The 19,290-nt window shown below is 67.1% G+C and carries 17 protein-coding genes; 7 read left to right on the top strand and 10 right to left on the bottom strand.

The genetic code is table 11. The annotated features are described in order from the left end of the window. Window positions 1-116: 116 nt before the first annotated feature. Window positions 117-2,681, top strand: a complete 2,565-nt coding sequence (locus tag VB716_RS06555) for a response regulator (protein WP_323270046.1) — start codon at window positions 117-119, stop codon at window positions 2,679-2,681. Window positions 2,682-2,719: 38 nt separating this feature from the next. Then, window positions 2,720-3,862: a PP2C family protein-serine/threonine phosphatase gene (locus tag VB716_RS06550; protein ID WP_323270045.1), complete on the top strand. Its 1,143-nt coding sequence runs from the start codon at window positions 2,720-2,722 to the stop codon at window positions 3,860-3,862. Between the two features lie 35 nt (window positions 3,863-3,897). Here VB716_RS06550 and VB716_RS06545 read toward each other — a convergent pair whose 3' ends face one another. The 10 genes from VB716_RS06545 to VB716_RS06500 form a co-directional block, all read right to left on the bottom strand. Further along, window positions 3,898-4,221: an STAS domain-containing protein gene (locus VB716_RS06545; RefSeq protein WP_323270044.1), complete on the bottom strand. Its 324-nt coding sequence runs from the start codon at window positions 4,219-4,221 to the stop codon at window positions 3,898-3,900. A 69-nt stretch (window positions 4,222-4,290) separates the two neighbouring features. Further along, window positions 4,291-5,904: a diguanylate cyclase gene (locus VB716_RS06540; RefSeq protein WP_323270043.1), complete on the bottom strand. Its 1,614-nt coding sequence runs from the start codon at window positions 5,902-5,904 to the stop codon at window positions 4,291-4,293. Beyond that, window positions 5,901-8,429 (bottom strand): type II CAAX prenyl endopeptidase Rce1 family protein, encoded by a 2,529-nt coding sequence (locus tag VB716_RS06535; protein WP_323270042.1) that lies wholly within the window; start codon window positions 8,427-8,429, stop codon window positions 5,901-5,903. Before VB716_RS06535 ends, VB716_RS06540 begins: the two co-directional genes overlap by 4 nt. Window positions 8,430-8,548: 119 nt before the next feature. After that, entirely contained in the window at window positions 8,549-9,490 is a 942-nt protein-coding gene (locus VB716_RS06530; RefSeq protein WP_323270041.1) for a helix-turn-helix domain-containing protein, read from the bottom strand. A gap of 2 nt (window positions 9,491-9,492) precedes the next feature. Further along, complete coding sequence (locus VB716_RS06525) at window positions 9,493-9,873, bottom strand: hypothetical protein (RefSeq protein ID WP_197155143.1); 381 nt, start codon at window positions 9,871-9,873, stop codon at window positions 9,493-9,495. A gap of 77 nt (window positions 9,874-9,950) precedes the next feature. After that, window positions 9,951-10,922 (bottom strand): solanesyl diphosphate synthase, encoded by a 972-nt coding sequence (gene sds, locus VB716_RS06520; RefSeq protein WP_323248112.1) that lies wholly within the window; start codon window positions 10,920-10,922, stop codon window positions 9,951-9,953. Window positions 10,923-10,954: 32 nt separating this feature from the next. Further along, window positions 10,955-11,770 carry a glutamate racemase gene (gene murI / locus VB716_RS06515; RefSeq protein ID WP_197170128.1) on the bottom strand — a complete coding sequence of 272 codons (816 nt, stop codon included), beginning with the start codon at window positions 11,768-11,770 and terminating at the stop codon, window positions 10,955-10,957. Next, window positions 11,767-12,849: an N-acetylmuramoyl-L-alanine amidase gene (locus VB716_RS06510; protein ID WP_197172392.1), complete on the bottom strand. Its 1,083-nt coding sequence runs from the start codon at window positions 12,847-12,849 to the stop codon at window positions 11,767-11,769. The genes murI and VB716_RS06510 overlap by 4 nt, the downstream gene beginning before the upstream one ends. A 35-nt stretch (window positions 12,850-12,884) precedes the next feature. Further along, on the bottom strand, window positions 12,885-13,703 hold the full coding sequence (locus VB716_RS06505; protein ID WP_197155148.1) for a carbon-nitrogen hydrolase family protein: 819 nt from the start codon (window positions 13,701-13,703) through the stop codon (window positions 12,885-12,887). Window positions 13,704-13,788: 85 nt separating this feature from the next. Next, window positions 13,789-14,544, bottom strand: coding sequence for a 2-phosphosulfolactate phosphatase family protein (locus tag VB716_RS06500; protein ID WP_197155150.1), 756 nt, complete (start codon window positions 14,542-14,544; stop codon window positions 13,789-13,791). Window positions 14,545-14,596: 52 nt separating this feature from the next. Between VB716_RS06500 and VB716_RS06495 the strand changes: the two genes are divergently transcribed. From VB716_RS06495 to VB716_RS06475, 5 genes are all read left to right on the top strand, one after another. Beyond that, window positions 14,597-16,210, top strand: a complete 1,614-nt coding sequence (locus VB716_RS06495; RefSeq protein WP_323270040.1) for a UbiD family decarboxylase — start codon at window positions 14,597-14,599, stop codon at window positions 16,208-16,210. A gap of 19 nt (window positions 16,211-16,229) precedes the next feature. Beyond that, window positions 16,230-16,667, top strand: coding sequence for an Rrf2 family transcriptional regulator (locus tag VB716_RS06490; protein ID WP_323270039.1), 438 nt, complete (start codon window positions 16,230-16,232; stop codon window positions 16,665-16,667). 31 nt (window positions 16,668-16,698) lie between these two features. Continuing rightward, a complete protein-coding gene (locus tag VB716_RS06485; protein WP_323248107.1) occupies window positions 16,699-16,842 on the top strand; it encodes a hypothetical protein in 144 nt (47 codons plus the stop codon). A 65-nt stretch (window positions 16,843-16,907) separates the two neighbouring features. Then, on the top strand, window positions 16,908-18,233 hold the full coding sequence (gene aroA / locus VB716_RS06480) for a 3-phosphoshikimate 1-carboxyvinyltransferase (RefSeq protein ID WP_323270038.1): 1,326 nt from the start codon (window positions 16,908-16,910) through the stop codon (window positions 18,231-18,233). A gap of 5 nt (window positions 18,234-18,238) precedes the next feature. Beyond that, window positions 18,239-19,282, top strand: coding sequence for an MnmC family methyltransferase (locus VB716_RS06475; protein ID WP_323270037.1), 1,044 nt, complete (start codon window positions 18,239-18,241; stop codon window positions 19,280-19,282). The last annotated feature ends 8 nt before the right edge of the window (window positions 19,283-19,290 follow it).

The raw sequence follows: 19,290 nt of genomic DNA, 5'->3' as shown, positions 1-19,290 counted from the left end.
GCTTTCCTAGTCTCAGGTCTGAGGCGTCAAGACACCCGAGCTTCCATGCGGCTTTGCTCCGGTTTGAACCCCCTGCCCATGGCCTGTGGAGGCTGCGTCGATACGGGATGCCGTTGATGCCCTCCGGATCCAGCCTGCCGTTGCTTGATGGTGGGGTTCCATCCCCCCCTCCCTCCATCCCCGACCTCATCCGCCAGGGATCAGATCCTGGCCGGATCGCCGAAGTGGTCGTTGAGGAACTGGCCGCACTCCTACCGGAAGCGGTGGTTGTGGTGCTGGCCCGCAGACCGAATGGTGGCTGGTCGACTGTGGCTCCGCGGCCTATGTCCGCGATGCCCTTGGATCCAGGCAGCTTGGACCTCGACCCGCTGCTCGGGGTGCAAGGCCCTGTGGCCTTTGCGGATCTGAGCCTGGCCCCCTTGGCTGCAGACCAGCAGGCGGCCTGGGCCGGCCTGGGTGCCGTCGCCGCTCTGCTGGTGCCGATTCGGCGTCATGGTGATGTCTGGGGTTGTCTGCTTGCCTACCGAACGCAGCCGCTGGCTCACTCCTGGAGCCCTCAGCAGCAGAACCTGCTCACCGATCGTGCTGATCTTCTGGCCCTGGCGGTGGAGCACCACGCGCTGATCTGCCATGACCGGGATGCCCTTGATGCCTTGCAGCAACGCAATGCTGAGCTAAGTGAAGCCCGGGAGACCGCGGTGCTGGCGAGCCAGGCGAAAGATGCCTTCCTGGCGGCGATGAGCCATGAGATCCGCACGCCGATGAACGGCATCATCGGCATGACCGAGCTGCTGCTGTGCAGTTCATTGGATGAGGAGCAGCTGGATGCGGTGCAGACGATTCGCAGCAGCGGCCAGGCTTTGTTGACCATCATCAACGACATTCTCTGTTTTTCCAAGATCGAATCCGGCAAGCTGAATCTCGAGCACCGCATCTTCGAGCTGCGCTCCTGCATCGAAGATGTGCTCGATCTTCTCGCCGATGAGGCTGCCCGCAGGCACAACACGCTTAGCTACTGCTTGGATTCTGATGTTCCCTCCCACATCCTTGGTGATGCGGTTCGCTTGCGTCAGATCCTCACCAACCTGGTGAGTAATAGCGTTAAATTTACGAATCGTGGTGATGTACGCGTTCAGGTGTCGGTGCTGGACCTGCCTGACCAGCATCAGACGGCCTTCCGATCCCACGTTCGGTTGCGGTTTTTGATTGAGGACACGGGAATCGGCATTGCGGCTGAACAACTGCCGATGTTGTTCCAGCCCTTCGTGCAGGCTGATGCGTCGATGACCCGCCGTTACGGTGGCACCGGCCTTGGACTGGTGATCTGCAAGCGCCTGTGCGAATGCATGGGTGGCGACATCACCGTGACCAGCACCCCCGGTGAGGGATCCAGCTTCTGCTTCACGATTGAAGCCGAGGTGGATGAGTCGGTCTGTCAAGCTGCAGCCTGGGAAATCACCTTGCCTGCGGGCACCCGTGGCCTGCTGGTTTCTGCCAATCGCAGCCAGTTGCTGGCGCTTCAGGATCAGCTGGGCAGCCTCAGCGTGACGACTGAGACCGCCCACTCCATCGAGGAGATTCCCGAATCCCTGGCGGCTGGCATCCCGTTTGGATTTGTGATACTTGACGATGCGCTGCAGAGCTCCGACGGCGCCCCCACCTCGTTGGTGGATCAGGTCCGTCAGCTCAGGGGTGCTGAATCCCTGCCGCTGATCCTGCTCACATCCCGCCGCAGTGGCCTCGCGGAGCTGCGGTCGCTCGTGGATTCGCTCACGGTCCTCCTGCCCAAGCCCTGCCGCTTCTATCAACTGGCCAACATGCTGCGGCAGTTGCTGGCGACGGCCGTGCCGCTGCACCCCTCCGGCGTTGGGCTGCCAGGTTCAGCAGATCCTCTGCGAGGAGCTGCAGCTCTGGCTTCGATCGAGCGGCTGGCCGCTCGCCGTCCCCTGCGTCTCCTGCTGGTGGACGACATCCCTGTGAACCAGAAACTGGTTGCCAGGATGCTGAACCATCTCGGCTACGGAGCTGTGATCGTCAATAATGGCCAGGCAGCCCTCGATGCTGTGCATCAAGACCCCTACGACGTGGTGTTGATGGATGTGCAGATGCCAGTGCTGGATGGGCTCGAGGCCAGTCGTCGCATTCGCGGCAGCACCAGCCTCGCCATTCAGCCCTGGATCATCGCCATGACGGCCCATGCCCGTGATGAGGATCGTCAGGCCTGCCTGGAGGCCGGCATGAATGATTACATCAGCAAGCCGATGACCATCGACGGTCTCAAGACTGTTCTGGAGCGCTACCAACCGATGACCCCACCGTCCTCATCCTGCCTGGATGCAGCCACCTGGCAGCAGTTGCTCGATCTCACGGGCGACAGCCCCGCCGAGTTGGTCGACATGTTTCTGGAGGACAGCCTGCTGATTCTTGGCCGGGTGACAGCCGCCTCCAGCCAGCAGGACGCCACGGCTCTGTCTGAGGCGTGTCATGCGCTCCGTTCTCCGAGCGCGACGCTGGGCGCGCTGGCCCTGGCGCAGTTCTGTCGTGACACCGAAGAGAAGGCTCGCGATGGAGCCCCTGCAGCGGCCTTCGCCCTGGTTCCTGCCCTGCTGGAGGAAGCAGGGCGCGTGATGGCGGAATTGCGTGCTATTCGTGAGGCAGACGACGCCTCAGGGGGTCCCTGAGCATGGCGCAGGATTCAGAGTCTTCCCTCCGCATTCTGTTGATCGATGATGATCGCCTGATCCTGCGGGTGATGGAGAAGGTTCTCGATTCGGCGGGCTACGCGGTTTTCACCAGTCAGAGTGGCTCTGATGGATTGGAGCAGGTCGCTCTGCATCAGCCCCAGATCGTGATCTGCGACTGGCAGATGCAACCGATCGATGGCCTCGAGATCTGTCACCGGATCAAGTCCACGCCCGGTTTGCAGGACACGTTCTTCTGCCTGCTCACCTCCCGTTCCAGCCTTGAAGACCGGGTGACCGGACTGGATGCCGGTGCCGATGATTTCCTCTCCAAGCCAGTGGCGCCCGATGAACTGCTGGCCCGGGTGCGTTCCGCCGTTCGTCTGGTGCGGGCCAACGAGCGTCAACGCCTCCTGGCGGAGCGATTGCAACGGCAGACCGATCGCCTCAATGCCGAACTTGCCCAGGCGGCTATCTATGTGAATTCCCTGCTCCCCGGCATCCTCGATGGCTCTCCCCGGATTCAGTCGCTCTATCTGCCCTCCACCCAGCTGGCGGGCGATTGCTACGACTATTACTGGCTTGATGATGATCATCTGCTCCTGTATCTGCTTGATGTGAGCGGCCATGGTCTGGCGGCGGCTCTGCCCTCGATTTCGGTGCACAATCTGCTGCGTTCCACGGCCATTCCTCGCGCCACCCTTCTGGATCCAGCGTTGATGCTCACCACCCTGAACGGCATGTTTCAGATGGAGCGCCAGAATTCCCAGTACTTCACCATGTGGTGCGGGATCTACCATGCCCCTTCCCGACAGCTGACCTATGCCAGCGGTGGCCATCCTCCCGCTCTCTGTTTCTCGCCAGCCGCTGATGGATCCCTCACGGTGACGCGCCTGGCAACAGGCGGAATGGCGGTTGGACTGTTTGAGGATGCCGATTACACCGCCAGTGTATTTGAAGTGCCACCCCACAGCAGCCTGTTGCTCTACAGCGATGGCGTCTATGAACTGCCCTGCAGCGATGGCAGCGTCTGGACCCTGGATGCCTTCGTGACGCTGGCGGCGCAGCTGCAGAAGGACCATCCCGATTCAATCGAAGCGTTGATTGGAGCCCTGCGTCAGATCGCCAGCAAGGGCCAGTTCAGCGACGATTGCTCGATCGTGCAGGCTGCCTTTGACTGATTATCTTTGCGTGATCGTCTTGGCCGGATCGTCTCCTACGAGGTAGCGGCCAGAGAGTCTTCGCAGTCCTGACGCGATTCGAACATCCGGAATACCTTGTCGGTGCCGGTGAGCTGCAGCACCATCAGGAGCTGGGTGCTGAGCCCGCACAGGAACAGATCACGTTGCTGCTGCCGGGCCAGCTTCAGTGCCACCACCAGATGGCCGAAGCCGCTGCTGTCCATGAAGGTGAGCGCGCTGCAGTCGACCAGCAGGGGTGACGTGGTGGACTCGAGCGCTGTGCGGATCTGCTCTTCAAGGGCTTCGCCGGACTCGCCATTGAGGATGCCGGTGGGGGAGAGAACATGCACAGAACTCATGGGGACGATCGGCGCCAGCGGGAATGGATGTTGGTCGGAGGGTAGGAGGGATTCCGCTGAACGACGGCATCAGTGACCCTGCTCGACACGACTGAAGGGGCGTCCATTCAACTTGATCCGGTTGCGGCCAGTCTGTTTAGCCAGCGTCAGGGAGTCTTCCGCCCGCGTGAAAAGATCGGTGAAGTCGGCGTCGTTCTCGCTGATCGATGTGAAGCCGCCGCTTGCCGTCACGAAGATGGGCATGCCGCTGGCGTGAAAGTTGTTGGAGGCGATACACGTGCGGATGCGCTCAGCCAGCAGTGCCGCCCCCTGCGCTCCCGTTTCCACCAGCAGCACCCCAAAGCTGTCGCCCCCCAGCTGGCTGAGCAGATCCTGGTCACGCAGTTCCTCCCGGATCAGCTGGGCGACGGTGGCGATCACGCTGTCGCCGCTGGAGCGCCCCCACTGTTCGTTCAGCAACGCCATGTGGTCGAGGTCCAGCAGCAGCAGGGACAACGGGCGGCAGAAGCGCCTGGCACGCTCGAATTCTTGTTGACCCGCATCGAAGAATCCCTGCCGGCCCAGTAACGCGTGGGGCCCCTGCCGGTGCGTGTCAGACCCGGGATCCACCTGTTGGACAAGGCCCTTGGCCAGCGACTGGAGGATGGTCCGAACGGGAGCGGAGCCAGCGGCTGCACCAGCGGGAGCTGCTGGCCCGGGGGGTGCTTCAGGATCCTGGTGCAGTAGCAGCACGGAACGATCCCAGAGCTCTTCGAAGTTCTGGTCGGCTGGATCAATCGTGGTCAGTCCAGCCGACACGGTTGGTGCTGGGCTGGTTTCTGGAGAGGTGGCTTCTGGTGCACCGATGGCTGCCACCAGATCACGCAGCCGTTCTTCCAGGCGCCTGGCTTCGGTGGCGTCGGTTTCAATCAGCAGCACGCAGAACCGGTCGGCAGCTGGCGACGCCACTCGATCGTGGTCGCGCAGTTCCCGTTCAAGTCTGGCGATCACCTGGCAGCGGAGGGGCTCCTGCAGCGGTTGGCTGAGGCTCAGCTGCAGCAGCGACAGGGGGCGCTGGAAGCGGCGGGAGCGCTCGAATTCGTTGCCGCCGCTTCTGAGGAACTGGAAGAGCTGCCGCTCATGCTCCGGCAGGATGTCCACTTGACGGCGGTGTTGTTCGAGCTGCTCCATCACCATCTGGGCCAGATTGCGCAGCAGGGTGCGCTCAGCGGCATTGAACTGGCGTGGTTTGCGATCGATCACGCAGAGGGTGCCGAGGTTGTGGCCGTCCTCGCTGGTGAGAAGGGCTCCGGCGTAGAAGCGGATTGAGGGGTCATCCCGGACGAGCGGGTTATCGCGAAAACGCTCATCAAGGCTGGCGTCTTCCACCACCAGTCCGTCTGGTTCGCAGATGGCATGGGCGCAGAAGGCCACCTGGCGATCCGTCTGCCGCGCTTCCAGTCCGGTGCGCGACAGAAACCACTGGCGATCCTCATCCACCAGCGAGATCACGGCGATCGGAACGCCGAACAGCTGGCTGGTGAGCTGAGTGATCTGGTCGAAAGCCTGACTGGGTGGCTGGTCGAGGATCTGGTAGCGCCGCAGGGCCCGCAGTCGGTCGGCTTCATCAGACGGAATCGGAATGGTCCGGCCGGCTCCCGCGTCTGGTGAAGGGTCGGCGGTTGTGGAGCTGCCTTGGTTCACCGTGATCGCACTGGGGCAGGGGCTGCTTCCGCGGCCTCGACTGGCCTGGTGTCGAATCTTAGGCGGCCTTCCAGGGGGCCCAGCCACAGGCTCACGGCCAGCCAATGGATCAGCACCGGTGGCCCCAGGGATCCGGTGGTGGCGAAGGCCACCAGGCAGACCACGGCCAGCCCCAGGCATTGGCTCAGGAAACGGCCGTCGCTGAAGACCCTGCGCGCCGCTGGGTACCAGAGGGCCGCCGCCAGGGGGTGATACAGCACGAACAGGCCGGTGGAGAGGGCTCCCCAGGCCAGGCCCGTGGCCAGAGACGTGCCGGAATCGGGCTGGGGCAGCAGGGCCACCCGGAACACCAGTTCCTCGCCGATCGCGGGCATCGGCAGCAGGGCCAGGCTGGAGACCAGCCCCGGCAGTGGCTTCGGCCAGCGCCAGTGGCGGGGCAGGAAGCCGTTACGCCGTCCGCAGGCCAGCGCCACTGCGCCGTAGCCCACCAGCAGGACCGCCGTGAGCGTCACTCCGGTGGGGGTGATGGGGGTGAGCAGGGCCGAGGCGGTTCGGCTCAGCAGGGTCGCCAGGGGGGGGATCCGGCCCAGCAGCAGGGTCGGGGCCAGGGGTTCGAGGCTGGGATCGCCGCCGGCCACCTGGTTGGTGCGCAGCAGCAGCAGCGGTGAGCCATGGTGCAGAAACACGCTGGCCATGGCGTCGTGGGCACCGCGCGGCAGCAGCGACCGCCAGCTCAGCAGGATGTCCGTCACCGATTGGCCGCGCCGGAACGATGTGGCCTCGGCACCCGTGAGGCCGGCACGACTGATCGCGACCTCGACCCGTTCAGCATTGCCCTGCCAGTCGGAGCGGGCCATCCCCAGGGGGGTGAGCAACCGATCCAGGTCATCGGCCAGCTCCTGCTGCTGGCGGAACACCCGGCTGCTGGGGTCGTCGGGATGGGCCTTCAGCCAGGCGAGCAGGGCCGGATCCGCCTGCACCTGGGTGCGCAGTCGGCGCAGGGCGGCATACAGCGCCTGGCTGGAGTCCTGCACGCAGGAGGTGGCCGGAGTGACGCTCGAGAGACCGGTGCCGTCGCCGCTGCGGTAGCGGGCCATCAGCACTTCCGCCTGAAGTCCCAGTTCATCCAGCAGGGACAGCCGGGTGCCGCCGATGCGCAGCTCACTGAAGGTGTCCTCGGGAATCAGCACATCCGAGACAGGGCGGCTACCCAGCCAGCCCCGCTGCAGATCGCCCATGTAGGCCGACCAGTCCTGGGTGCCGGCGACGATGCCGTTGGGGTTGTTGGCGTAGATCTGGTGGTAGCGGATCGCCAGGCGCGGCTGGCCCGTGAAGGGGTCTTCCACCACGCTGGCCTCACCGAGGGCGAAGTGGCCCGTGATCGTGGTGCTGCCCCGCGCCTCTCCGCCGGGGCCACCGATGCCGCCGAACAGGTGGAGCACCAGGGCGCGGCGGCCGAGCGTCCAGGCAGGGCCAATCGTTTCAGCGGTCCCCGTGGCTGTTGCCCCGCCCGTGGTCGCTGCTACGCCCATGGCATCAGAAGAGCCCTGCAGCAGGATCCGCCCGAGGCTGCCGCGCCGCTCCGGAGTGTGGAGCCAGTTCCCCTCGCGCAGATACCGAAGCCCCGCATTCAGGCCCGGCACCTGTTGATCGGCGCCGGGGCGGATCAGCTGGCGGGGCTCCAGGGCCTGCACGGTGAACAGCCCGTTGGCGTCCTGGGCTCCGTAGAGGTACCAGCCATCCGAACCGGCCGGGCTGCTTGCCAGCCCCCTGGGGGTCGACAGCCAACGGCCGTTGCGATCCCGGGGCTGCTGGGGCAGGCGCACGGTCTGCTCGGGGCCATCAAATCTGCCGCTGCGGCGGTTGAAATGCCGCACGAGCAGGCTCTCGCCGTTGGGTCCGCTCTGCTTCACGATCCGCACCAGCGCCACCCAGCGACCGGTGATCTGCACCGGTGGCCGCCCGATGGTCAGGGTTGGCGGTGTTCCGGCCACAACCTCCACCTGCTCCAGGCGCACCTGCAGATCGTCGTTGGGCCGTGCCCCCGCCAGGCTCTGCAGCGGACCGACCCGGCGGCGTCCATCCAGGCGGCGCGGCACCACATTGCCGGCGGCCTCGGCCTGATCGGCAGCCGCGCCGAGGTGGATGTCGGTGCGGACGGCCTCCACCAGTGCCCGCAGTCGGGGGGTGTCCCGCCAGGTCAGTCGCAGGGTCTGGCCCTGCAGCCGGCGGGAGCTGGCGGGGGTCTGTTCCAGCTGGATCCAGACCCAGTCGTCGTCGTCCCCGCCGCTGGCGGTCTCGACGCCGGCGGTGCCAGGGCGGGCCTCCGGCAGGATCAGCCGACCGATCCAGTCGCCATTGGATCGGAACAGCTCCGGATCCAGCCGTTGATCCACCGGGTAGAAGGCCGGCCGGTTGAATGCCGCCTGCTGTGCCAGGTCGTAGCTGGACACCCCGTCCGGCGGGGATGACCCGCCCAGGGGAGGCGCGTCGCCGGCCCAGCTCGCCAGGCCGATGCTGAGCATTCCGGCCAGAAGCAGGCCAAGGATCCGATGGATCGTGGCCCGGCAGGGGCTGAGCCAGCGACCCTGACGGGCCCGAGCAGACGATCGAGCTCTCGTGAGCCTGGAGGGTGGATCTGGCGTCAGGAGGGGTCTTCGAGGCGTTGGCCTTCGGCTGAGAAGCGATACCAGAGAACATCGTTGATGTGGCCTAATGGCTCGGCGGTCTGGCCGGCGCGCTCCACCATCAGCAGATCCGGCCGGCCGGCCAGCACCTCCAGGCCCTCGCCCAGGGAGAACCGGCTCGAGCCCTTGAACAGCCCGCGGTACAGGCTGTTGCCTTTGTTGTCTTTCACTTCAAGCCAGGTGGGTTCGCGGCTGCTCAGCTGCAGGCTGGTGCTGCTGGCTTTGGCTTGAACCGCTGGCTGGGAGCCGCTGCCTGCGGCCGGTATCGCATCGCCACCCTTGAAGCCACCGCTGCCCCAGCGCTGCCAGGCCAGGCCAGCCCCCAGCAGGGCCAGCAGCAGCACCGCCAGGGGAAGAAGCCGCCCGACCCATGGAGAGCCACCAACTGGCGTTGCACCAATCGGGTCTGTGGAGGTCAACCCCGTCACTGCGGGTCTGGTGAGGCTGGACTGGATGGGCGAGCTGGGTGTGGCAGGCCCGGCATGGACCTGGGCCTGCGGCACGGCGCTGCTGGAGGGGCTCACCGGGTGCTGGGGCATCACGGTGGAGGAGCTGGCAGATCGAGCAGGGCGGTGAGCCCCGGGCCGGATGTCGAGCAGGGGCTCGATCACGCCGTTGGCATCAAGTCCGAGGCGCTTGGCGATGCGCCGCGCCTGGGCGATCACATACACCATCTCAGGAAGATGGGCGCGGTCGCCTGCCTCCAGGGCCTCCACCTGTTCGGCCCGCATATAAAGCTCTTCGGCCAGCGCCGATGTGGTCAGTCCCCGTGCTTCCCGCCCCTGCTTTAACTGGTGGCCCATCGACCGCAGGATCAGCTCCGGATCGGGTGGGGCGTCGGGACCGTCCGGGGAGACGGCGGAAGCAGTGGCGTCAGAGTCGCGCGGGTTCTGGGTCACGGTTAACGGGGAGTGCCGTTGTAGTCCACCTGGCGAATGTCACGGCCGTCAGGCGAGATTAGAATCGTCGTCTGAATGGTGGCGGGCTTGTTCATGGTTTGCCAGCCGGGCACGCCCCCCAGAAATTCGAACAGATAACCCTGATCCGTGCGTTGGATCATGCAGTCGCCGCCGCCGCGCTGGTGCATGCAGGCAGCTGTGGTGTAGCGGCTCAGCCCGCCGTTGATGCGTTCCGCCTCCATCCGGGCCAGGTTGGCGGCTCGCACCTGGCTGGCGTCCATCTGCTGGGCGACCCCAGGGGATGCGCAGACCATCACCAGGGCGGCGGCTGCGGTGGTGGCAGCCAGCGGAAGGCTCCGGAGCGAGAACGACGGCAGGCCCATGAGGTGGAGTGCAGCTGCCTGCGTTCTAGGTCCGTGATTCTGCGGCGTCAGCCAACCCAGGTTGCACCGGCCCGGTCTCAGTACAGACGGCTCAGCACAAACTCCGGCAGGGCCAGCAGGGCGGTGCTGGCTTCGGAGGCCGGCAGCCACTGCAGGGCTTCATGGGCTTCGCGGCTGAACTGTTCGGCCAGGGCACGGGAACGGGGAATGGCCTCGCAGCCCCGCACCAGAGCCAGGGCCTGGTCAAGATCGCCCGCTTCACAGAATTCCCGCTCGATCAGCCCAGCCAGAGCTGGCTTCTCCTCCAGGGCGTAGAGCACCGGAGCCGTGAGGTAGCCGGCGGCCAGGTCGCTGGCGGCGGGCTTGCCGAGCTGCTGGTCGCTACCGGTGAAATCGAGGATGTCGTCCACCACCTGGAAGGCCAGGCCCAGCTGACGACCGAAGCGATAGAGATCTTCCAGGCGTGGTTGCGGCAGTTCGGCCAGCACGCCGGCAGCGCGGGCGCTGTTGGCGATCAGGGAAGCGGTCTTGCAGTAGCTCTTTTCGAGGTACGTCTCGAAGCTCTGGCCGGTGTCGTAGCGGAACAGGCCCTGGCGTACTTCCCCGTCCGCCAGGTCCATGATCACCCGGCTGAGCAGTTTCACCACCTCGAGGTCGTCGAGGTTGGCCAGATGCCAGCTGGCCTGGGCGAAGAGGAAATCCCCTGCCAGCACCGCCACCCGATAGTTGAAGCGGCTGTGCACGGTGGCCACACCACGGCGGGTGGAGGCTTCATCCACCACGTCGTCATGCACCAGGGAGGCGGTGTGGATCATCTCGGTGATCTCGGCCAGACGCCGATGGCGGGAACCGAGGGCCCCATCAGGATCGATGGCCCGCGAGAGCAGCAACACGATGCCAGGCCTCAGGCGCTTGCCGCCGGCGGCGAACAGGTGCTCAGCAGCTGCCTGAAGGATCGGATGACCGGCTCCGATCAGGCTGCGCAGATCGGCAAGCAAGGCGTCGAGATCGGCCTCGACCGGCTGAAGAAGTTCTGCAACCGTGGCCACGACACCTCCCTGGTGAGCCGATCCTAGAAGGATCAGGAGGGCGTCCGGAGCTCCACCGTCTCCACCCGTGGCCGCCGCTCCAGCCAACGGGTCGCGGCCTTGGCGAAGCCACTGGCCGAGCCGGTGACGCAGTAGCGGTAGAGCAGCCTCGGCGGGTCGATCGGATCGTCCTCCAGGTCCACTTCCGGCGAATCGCCCAGGTTGCCGAGCAGGGGCCCGAGACGCCGGGCGGCAGCCTGGGCCGGATCGACCAGGCGAACCCCTTGAGGCAGCAGCCGGCGCAGCAAGGGGCGCAGCAGGGGGTAGTGGGTGCAGCCCAGCACGATCGTGTCCACCTCGCCGGCGATCATCGGCTGGAGGTACCCCCGAGCCGCCTCTTCCAGGGCTGGATCCTCCAGATTGCCCGCTTCGATCAGGGGCACGAAGGCCGGGCAGCCCACCTCGATCACCCGGGCCGTCGGACGGCAGGCATGGATCGCTCGGCCATAGGCCGCGCTGGCCGCCGTGGCTGGGGTGGCGAGTACCCCGATCCGGTCGCTGCAGAGTTCGCTGGCGACACTGTCGATCAGGCCCACCACTGGCACACCTGCTTCGGCCACGGCCACATCCAGGGCCAGGGCATTGGAGGTGTTGCAGGCCATCACCAGCACACCCACCCCCTGCAGCCGCAGCCAGTGCACCACCTCAGCGGCGATGGCGCGGATGTCGTCAGGGGTGCGCTCGCCATAGGGAACCCGGGCGGTATCCCCGAGGTAGAGGCAGGGGGAATGGGGGTAGAGCGCCTGGATCTGGCGCAGCACGGTCAGACCACCGAGACCACTGTCGAACAGGCCGATGAGAAGGCTCAAGAGCGTTGCAGGTACTCGAGGATTCCGGTCGCCAGGGCCAGGGCCATGCGGCGGCGGAAGTTCGGATCGGCCAGGCGGGGGGCGTCGATCCTGCCGGTCACGAATCCCATCTCCACCAGGGAGGCCGGCATCACGGTGCGGCGGATCACGTAGAAGCGCCCGGTGCGGACACCCCGATCCGGAGTGCCGGGAGAGATCGCCAGCATCTGCCGCTGCAGAGACGCGGCCAGCTGTCTGGAATTGCTGCCCTGGAAATAGAACGTCTCGATTCCGTTCACGTCCGGCCGCGCCATGCTCAGAGCGTTCGCATGGATGCTCACGAACACATCGGCGCGGTTGCTGTTGGCCAGGGACACCCGCGGGGGCAGGTCGACGTCCACCTCGGAAGTGCGGGTCATCAGAACCTGCACGCCTCTGGCCTGGAGCAGCTGGGCCACCTGCAGCCCCACATCAAGCACCACGTTGGTTTCACGCAATCCACCGATCCCGACCGCACCTGGATCGGGGCCGCCATGGCCTGGATCGATCACGACCTTGAAGCGGCCTCTCGGCACCACTGGCAGGCCATCGGCTGACAGTGGTGTGGTGGCCGAACTGAAATTGCCGCCACCTCTGGTCCATCCGGCGCTGGCCACCGTGGCAGCGTTGATATCGCCCTCGCCCATGGCGACTGCCGAGCGCCTCGGAAGCCCCGGCAGATCCATGCGCCAGCGGTCGCGGGAGGTGCCGACCAGCCTCAGCTGGCGGGGGTCGAGCCGGGTGCCTGGCTGAAACTCGACCACGAGTCGCGTGGTTCCGGGATCGGGCTTTCCGATCCGTACTTCTCGAATCGCTCCGCCACCGCTGATCGAGCGGCTGCGCTGGGGGGCGCCGGGCAGATCCACCCAGATCCGGGGGCCGCGCCCCCCGGATCCCTCCTCGAAGAAGGCCTGGATCTGAACGCCTGGGGTCGTGCGCAGCTCAAGAATGCCCTCGCGGGTGATGCGCCAGGCGCCAAGGGTGCTGGCAGCCCACGCGGGAAGCGCAGCGAACGCCAGCAGCAGTGGGGCAAGGAACAGCGGCAGGCGCTTGAGCGTCATCCGAAACAGGGGCATGCGAAAGAACGGCATACCGGTCAGAACAACGCCGGTTGGCGGTGCTGAAGGCTCGGCATCTGAGCCCTGACCCGGCCTTCGTGATCCCGATCCACCGGTGCCACGGCCAGGCCGGGGGCCACGCCTGCGTCGGCCAGCACCGTGCCCCAGGGATCGATCACCAGCGCATGGCCATGGGTCTGACGCCGGTCGTAGTGAAGGCCGGTCTGGGCCGGGGCCACCACATAGGCGGTGTTTTCGATCGCCCGGGCCTGGAGCAGCACCTGCCAGTGATCCTTGCCGGTGAAGGCGGTGAAGGCCGCCGGGATCATCAGCAGTTCGGCTCCCGCCTGGGCCAGGTGGCGATAGAGCTCCGGAAAGCGCACGTCGTAGCAGATCGACAGACCGATCCTGCAGAGGCCGGGCACATCCACCACGGGGGGCAGCTGCTGGCCGGGCTGCACCGTGGCCGACTCGCGGTAGGTGATGCCGTCCGGCAGGTCGACATCGAACAGATGGATCTTGTCGTAACGGGCCAGAAGCTGTCCTTCCTTGCCCACCAGCTCGGCCCGGTTGAAGGTGTGACCAGGACCGGCCGGCACGGGAAAACCGCCACCGAGCAGGGTCACCTGGTAGCGGCGCGCCATGGTGACCAGGAAGCGGCTGCAGCGCTCGGCCAGGTCGGCGGCCAGGTCGATCCGGGTGCTGTCTTCTCCCATGAAGGCGAAGTTCTCGGGCAGTCCCACCAGCTCAGCGCCACGGCGGGCCGCCAGTTCGATCTGCTCCTCGGCAGCCGCGAGATTGGCGTCAGGATCCGGAGTGCTGGTGAGTTGCAGTGCTGCCGCCAGAAAACTGCTCACCCGTCATCCCGTCACGACCGGCGAACTGTAAGGGACATGCCCAGCCCCTTCCAGCCCGCCGCTCTCTCCACCGAAAAGGGCCGGTTCAGCTGGCTTCCAGCACCCCTGGAGCGCTCTGCCGCGGCACGATCGTCAGGGTGTCCACGGCGGCGCAGCAGGCGAAGTCTTCGTCGTGGTTGCCAAGCCCGATCAGCCGCTGGCCGTGGCTGGCGGCACGCAGGCAGGTTTCGGTGTCGTGGCGCCACTGCTGCCAGAGGGCCAGAGCGGCGAGCATTTCGTCATTGCCGCAGCGCACGCCAACGTGGGGGGCCACCGCCATCTCCATGGCGGCCGAGGCCACCGCGCCGGCCGCGAGGCTGTCTTCCAGGGAGTAATCCCCCTCCCAGCCGCTGCCCACGATCCAGACCCGCTCAGCGCCGGTCTCCACCAGTCGCCGGGCCACGGCGCTGCGGTTGGGCAGGCAGGCCGTGAGCAGCTGGGGCACCGCCTGCACCGCCGCCAGGGAGCGTGTGCCGTTGGTGGTGCTCATGAAGATGCGTTTGCCGGCCACCAGCTTCGGCACCACGGCCAGGGGCGAATTGCCCAGGTCGTAGCCCTCCACCCGCTTGCCGCCGCGCTCGCCGGCCTTGAGGCGATGTTCGGCGGGCCAGGCGGCGGCGGCGGTGTTCAGTTCCGTCAGGTCGGCGAAGGCCTGGATCGCTTCGGCGCCGTTCTTCAGGGACCAGGCGATCGTGGTGGTGGCTCGCAGCACATCGATCACCACCGCGGCATCCGGGCCGCCTTCCGCCACGGAGGTCACCGGGGGGACGCATTCGGAGGTATGGAAATAGGACAGGAGCACGGCCGCGGTCGCCACAGGGGTGCGTCACAGTAGGCACCGCAAGGGATTGGTGATGGTGCGGAGCATCGGCGTTCAGGCTGGCGGGCCAACGGTGGACGCGGGTTCATTCCGGGGTTTCAACGGCGCCTCCCGCCGTGATCTGCGCGGGTATCTCACCCTGCTGGAGCAGCGCGGTCAGCTGCGCCGCATCACCGCCCCGGTGAATCCCGATCTGGAGCTGGCGGCCATCGCCGATCGGGTGCTGAGCGCTGGCGGGCCGGCGCTGCTGTTCGAGAACGTGATCGGCAGCACGATGCCGGTGGCCGTGAACCTGCTCGGCACCCAGGAGCGGGTGTTGTGGAGCATGGGCATGGAGCGACCCGAGGAGCTCGAGGCCCTCGGCGAGCGGCTGGCCCTGCTGCAACAGCCTCGCCCCCCCAAGGGGCTGCAGGAAGCAGCCAGGTTCGGCGGCCTGCTCTGGGATCTGGTCAAGGCCCGCCCCGATCTCGACCTCACCCCCCCCTGCCACCAGCAGGTGTTCAAGGGGGACCAGGTGAATCTCGATGCCCTGCCCCTGTTGCGGCCCTGGCCGGGCGATGCCGGCGGCATCATCACCCTGGGTCTGGTGATCACCAAGGACCCGGAAACGGGGACCCCCAACGTGGGCGTCTACCGCCTGCAGCGGCAGTCGATCAACACGATGACGGTGCATTGGCTGAGTGTGCGGGGCGGCGCTCGCCACCTGCGCAAGGCGGCGGCGCTGAGCAAGCCGCTGGAGATCGCGATCGCCATCGGGGTGCACCCCTTGCTGGTGATGGCGGCGGCGACGCCGATCCCGGTGCAGTTGAGCGAGTGGTTGTTTGCCGGCCTCTACGCCGGTGAGGGCGTGCGATTGGCCAAGTGCAAGACGGTGAATCTGGAAGTTCCCAGCCACAGTGAGCTGGTGCTGGAGGGCACGATCACTCCCGGCGAGGAGCTGGCCGATGGCCCGTTCGGCGACCACATGGGCTTCTACGGCGGTGTCGAGGCCTCACCGCTGGTGCGGTTTCAGTGCGTCACCCAGCGGCGCGACCCGATCTACTTCACCACCTTCAGCGGCCGGCCCCCCAAGGAGGACGCGATGCTGGCCATCGCCCTCAACCGCATCTACACCCCGATCCTGCGGCAGCAGATCCCGGAGATCGTCGATTTCTTCCTGCCGATGGAGGGCCTCAGCTACAAGCTGGCCGTGATCGCCATCGACAAGGCCTATCCCGGCCAGGCCAGGCGTGCCGCCATGGCCTTCTGGAGTGCTCTGCCGCAGTTCACTTACACGAAGTTCGTGGTGGTGGTGGATCAGAGCATCAACATCCGCGATCCCCGCCAGGTGATCTGGGCGATCAGTGCCCAGGTGGATCCCCAGCGGGATCTGTTCGTGCTGGAGAACACCCCGTTCGACAGCCTTGATTTCGCCAGCGAGCGGCTGGGTCTGGGTGGCCGCCTGGCGATTGATGCCACCACCAAGATCGGCCCCGAGAAGCGCCATCCCTGGGGTGAACCACTCCGCCGGCCTGCAGAGCTGGAGGCCCGCCTCGATGCCCGCTGGCAGGAGCTGGGGCTGGCGGACGTGGGCCAGAACCAGCCCGATCCGGCCCTGTTCGGGTACACCCTCGAGCACGTGCTGGAACGGCTGGCCAACCTGCGATGACGCCCCAGCGGCCAGAGCCATGCTGAAGAAAGGTGGGCTCTACGCCCTCCAGGCCCTGTTGCAGCTGGCCCTGGCGCCGCAGGTCTGGCGATCCAGCACCGACCTGGCGACTGCTCTGGAGCTGCCCGCGCCGATGCTGGAGCAGCAGCTCCTGGGGCTGCGCCGCGCCGGGCTGCTCGAATCCCGCCGGGGTCGCCGCGGCGGTTTCCGTCTGGCTCTGCCAACAGAGGAAATCCCCCTGGCGGCCATTCTGGCGGCGGTCTCCGCCGACCCCAGCGAAGACCCCGCCTCCCTGGAGCTGCCCAAGGCCAGCGATCGGGTCGCGGCGGCCCTGGAGCAGCGCCTGCGCCGCGCCATGGAGCGGGAGCTGGGCCGCCTCACTCTGGCTGAACTGCTGTTCGATCTGCGCAGTGCCGAGGCTTCGATCGGGGAGGAGCAGGGCCTGCTGCTGGGTTGATCGGCTGATCTGACCCGTTGGGCTGATCGGCGTGGTGGGGGCGTTCGGCGTCGCCTTTGCCCTGGAGCAGGGGCAGATCGTGGCGGCGATGCTGCTGTCGGCCCTGCTGGTGGCCCTGATCCTGGCTGCAGCGGCCCTGCTCGCCCGGTGCCCTGGCAAGCCCAACCCCGGCTGAGCCCTCCCAGCGGAAGCCCGCAGCGGGCTCTCCATAGGATCAAGATCCCGCTCCGACCGGTTCCCTTGACCTCCGCCGCCGCGATTCCAGCCCCGCTGCACCTGCCGGCCGGAGGCTCCCTGCGGGGCACGGTGCGGGTGCCGGGCGACAAGTCGATCTCCCACCGGGCTCTGCTGTTCGGCGCCATCGCCGAGGGGGAGACCCGCATTGAGGGGTTGCTGCCCGCCGAGGATCCGCTCAGCACCGCCGATTGCCTGCGGGCCATGGGGGTGGAGGTCTCGCCGATCGAGGCCGGCCAGCCGGTGCTGGTGCAGGGGGTGGGGCTGGATGGGCTTCAGGAACCGGGCGATGTGCTCGAGTGCGGCAATTCCGGCACCACGATGCGGCTGATGCTGGGGCTGCTGGCGGGTCGCTGCGGCCGCCACTTCGTACTCAGCGGCGATCGTTCCCTGCGGGGTCGGCCGATGCGGCGTGTCGGGGAACCCCTGGCCGGCATGGGTGCCCAGATCCATGGCCGCAAGGGTGGCAACTTTGCGCCCTTGGCGGTGCTGGGTCAGCCCTTACGCGGTACCACCATCTACACCCCGGTGGCCTCGGCCCAGGTGAAGAGCGCCATCCTGCTGGCGGCCCTCACCGCCGAGGGTCCCACCACCGTGATCGAACCGGCCCAGTCGCGCGACCACAGCGAACGGATGCTGCGGGCCTTCGGCGCCCACCTGGTGGTGGGTGGCTCCGCCGCCAACGATGTGACCGTGACCCCAGGCCCGGCTCTGCGGGGGCAGAGCGTGGTGGTGCCTGGCGACATCAGCTCCGCGGCCTTCTGGCTGGTGGCTGCCGCCATCACCCCCGGAGCCGAGCTCACGGTCGAAAATGTGGGACTCAATCCCAGCCGCACCGGCATTCTCGAGGTGTTGCAGCAGATGGGTGCCGCCATCGAGGTGCGCCATGCCCGTGATGTGGCGGGCGAGCCGGTGGGGGATCTCCACGTCTGCCATGGGCCCCTGCAGGCGTTCGACATCGGCGGTGATCTGATTCCCCGTCTGGTGGATGAGATTCCGGTGCTGGCCGTCGCGGCCTGCTTTGCCGAGGGGGTCAGCCGCATCCGCGATGCCGAAGAGCTGCGGGTCAAGGAGACTGACCGGCTGGCGGTGATGGCTCGCCAGCTCGGCGCCATGGGCGCTCGCCTGGAGGAGTTCGCCGATGGCCTGGCGATCACGGGTCCCACCGTGCTGCGCGGCACCGCCGTGGACAGCGAGACCGACCACCGGGTGGCCATGAGCCTGGCGGTGGCGTCGTTGGTGGCAGAGGGTGCCACCAGCCTGGCGCGGCCCGAGGCGGCAGCCGTGTCCTATCCCGGCTTCTGGGACGATCTGGCTCGCCTGCGGGCCTGAGGTCCGTGGCCGCTTCAGCCACGAACAGCACGGCCGGCTCCCTGCACGACCTTTCCAGCAGCGCTCTCCAGTCCCGTTGCACGGCCGACGGCAGCTTCAGCCTCTACAGCACCGCCTTCCGTGAGGCGTTCCACAGCGCCGAGGGAGCCCTGGCCGAAGCCCTGGCCAAGTTCGTGGGGCCGGCCGATCTGGAGCGTTTCCCGGCTGGCCGGGAGCTGCTGGTGGTCGAGTGCTGTGTGGGCACCGGCACCAACACCGCCGCCCTGATCGAGGCTGCCGCCGCCCGAGGTCTGCGGCTGCGCTGGTGGGGCCTGGAGCTGGATCCCGAACCGCTCGCCCTTGCCCTGGCCGACCCAGGCTTCCGCTCCCAGTGGCTGCCCTCCACCCTGGCAGTGCTGCAGACCCTTCACCGCCAAGTGGGTCAGGTTTTGGCCCCGCAGGATTCAGGTTGTCAGGGTTCGGGTCTTCTGGATCGGGCGGTTCTGGATCCTCCACCGCTGGATCCGGTGTTTCGCGGTTCGATGCTCTGGGGCGATGCGCGCCGCAGCCTGCCTCGCCTGGCCGTTGAGCTGGCCGGCCGCTGTGACCTGGTGCTGATGGATGCCTTCTCGCCAGCCCATTGCCCGCAGCTCTGGACGGAGGAGGTCTTAGTTGCGATGGCGAGCCTGTTGGCCCCCCAGGGGCGCTGGCTGAGTTACTGCTCGGCGGCGGCCGTGCGCCAGACCCTGCGTCGGGCTGGTCTTCAGTTGAGCACGATCCCCTCGCCCCCGAATCCGGCGATGCCTGGCGCGGGTTCTGGCCGCCGCCGCTGGAGTGGGGGCACGGCCGCCAGTCCAGAGCCGCTGCCCCCATCCGACAGGCTGCGGCCGCTCACGCCGATGGAGTGGGAGCACCTCACGACCAGCGCCGGTCACCCCTACCGCGATCCAAGTGGGTGCTCCACGGCGGCCGCGATCCATCAGCGTCGCCAGCTGGAGCAGGCCATGGCGGGCGCTGAACCCAGCAGTGCCTGGCGCCGTCGCTGGGGCCTGGAGGGTCACCGCCGGTAGATTCCGCC

This window comes from Synechococcus sp. CCY9201, from assembly GCF_034931105.1.
Classification (GTDB): domain Bacteria; phylum Cyanobacteriota; class Cyanobacteriia; order PCC-6307; family Cyanobiaceae; genus CBW1002.
The sequence above is the reverse complement of the archived record's forward strand: the minus strand, read 5'-3'. Positions and strand labels throughout refer to the sequence as shown.

What these genes read in the sequence shown, in the direction of transcription:
- VB716_RS06545 (WP_323270044.1), bottom strand. Translation starts at nt 4,221, where the DNA reads ATGAGTTCTGTGCATGTTCTCTCCCCCACCGGCATCCTCAATGGCGAG.
- VB716_RS06525 (WP_197155143.1), bottom strand. Translation starts at nt 9,873, where the DNA reads ATGGGCCTGCCGTCGTTCTCGCTCCGGAGCCTTCCGCTGGCTGCCACC.
- VB716_RS06510 (WP_197172392.1), bottom strand. Translation starts at nt 12,849, where the DNA reads ATGACGCTCAAGCGCCTGCCGCTGTTCCTTGCCCCACTGCTGCTGGCG.
- VB716_RS06490 (WP_323270039.1), top strand. Translation starts at nt 16,230, where the DNA reads ATGCTGAAGAAAGGTGGGCTCTACGCCCTCCAGGCCCTGTTGCAGCTG.
- VB716_RS06535 (WP_323270042.1), bottom strand. Translation starts at nt 8,429, where the DNA reads ATGCTCAGCATCGGCCTGGCGAGCTGGGCCGGCGACGCGCCTCCCCTG.
- VB716_RS06555 (WP_323270046.1), top strand. Translation starts at nt 117, where the DNA reads ATGCCCTCCGGATCCAGCCTGCCGTTGCTTGATGGTGGGGTTCCATCC.
- VB716_RS06495 (WP_323270040.1), top strand. Translation starts at nt 14,597, where the DNA reads ATGGTGCGGAGCATCGGCGTTCAGGCTGGCGGGCCAACGGTGGACGCG.